This window comes from Brevundimonas sp. (assembly GCF_032107865.1).
In the GTDB taxonomy this organism is placed as follows: Bacteria; Pseudomonadota; Alphaproteobacteria; order Caulobacterales; family Caulobacteraceae; genus Brevundimonas.
The window spans coordinates 1-1,471 of the sequence record NZ_DAMCNG010000367.1; the positions used below are offsets into that span (position 1 = coordinate 1).

The 1,471-nt window shown below is 71.2% G+C and carries 1 protein-coding gene; it reads left to right on the forward strand.

The annotated features are described in order from the left end of the window. A partial coding sequence (gene mutS, locus RT567_RS16760) for a DNA mismatch repair protein MutS (RefSeq protein WP_313577322.1) occupies positions 1-1,451 on the forward strand: 1,451 nt, incomplete at its 5' end. Positions 1,452-1,471 lie beyond the last annotated feature (20 nt).

Genomic DNA, 1,471 nt, shown 5'->3' on the forward strand with positions numbered 1-1,471 from the left:
CGCGGGTGACCGCCTGCCTGGACCAGCTGGCGCTTGAGGGCGACCTGTCGCACCTGCTGGCCGAGCTGGCCGACGGCCTGATGGACGAGCCGCCGCATCTGGCGCGCGACGGCGGCTATGTGACCCCTGGCCATCGCCCCGAACTGGACGCCGCCCGCACCCTGCGCGACGACAGCCGCAAGGTCATCGCCGAGCTGGAGGCCAAGGCCGTCGCCGACAGCGGCGTCGCCTTCAAGGTGCGCCACAACGCCGTCCTCGGCTACTTCCTCGAGACCAGCGCCAAGGCGGCCGAGCCCCTGTTGCGCGCCGGACCCGACAGCCCCTTCATCCACCGCCAGACCCTGGCCAATCAGGTGCGCTTCACCACCGTCGAACTGTCGGAGCTGGACGCGAAAATCAGCCAGGCCGGGCACCGCGCCCTGGCCATCGAGGCCGAGACGTTCGAGGGCTGGCGGCGTGAAGTGGCGCGTCTGGCCGGACCGCTGCAGGGCGTGGCCGAGGCGCTGGCCGAACTGGACGCCCACGCCGCCCTGGCCGAATGGGCCGAAGAGGTCGGGGCCGTGCGCCCCAGCGTCGACGACAGCCTCTGTTTCTCCGTCGAGGCGGGCCGCCACCCGGTGGTCGAGGCGGCGGTGAAGGCGCAGGGCCTGCCCTATACGCCCAACAACTGCGCGCTGGCGGGCGACGGCGTGGGGGCTTCGCGCCTGTCCATCGTCACCGGTCCGAACATGGCGGGTAAGTCGACTTTCCTGCGCCAGAACGCGCTTCTGGTGGTGCTGGCCCAGGCCGGGGCCTTCGTCCCTGCGCGGTCGATGAAGCTGGGCGTGGTCGATCGGCTGTTCAGTCGCGTGGGCGCGGGCGACGATCTGGCGCGCGGCCGCTCCACCTTCATGATGGAGATGGTCGAGACGGCCGCCATCCTGACGCAGGCGACCGGGCGCAGTTTCGTCGTGCTGGATGAGATCGGACGCGGCACCGCCACCTATGACGGCCTGGCCATCGCCTGGGCCACGGCCGAGGCCCTGCACGAGACCAATCGCGCCCGGACCCTGTTCGCCACCCACTATCATGAGCTGGCCCAGCTGGAGGAACGGCTGGACCACGTCTGCAACCTGTCGATGAAGGCGCGTGAGTGGAACGGCGAACTGGTCTTCCTGCACGAGGCGGCGCCGGGCGCGGCGGATCGCTCCTACGGCGTGCAGGTGGCGCGGCTGGCCGGGGTGCCGACGGCAGTCGTAGGCCGCGCCCGCGAGGTGCTGGAGCGGCTGGAGAATGAGAAGGCGGCGACCGTGCGTCTGGACGACCTGCCCCTGTTCGCGGCGGCCGAACCGCCCCCGCCGCCGATGAAATCCATGCTGGACGAAGCCGTCGCCGCCATCGACCCCGACGACCTGACCCCGCGCGAGGCGCTGGAGGCGCTGTATCGGCTGAAGGGCTTGGCGAAGACCTAAACCCCCGCTCATCCCGGCGG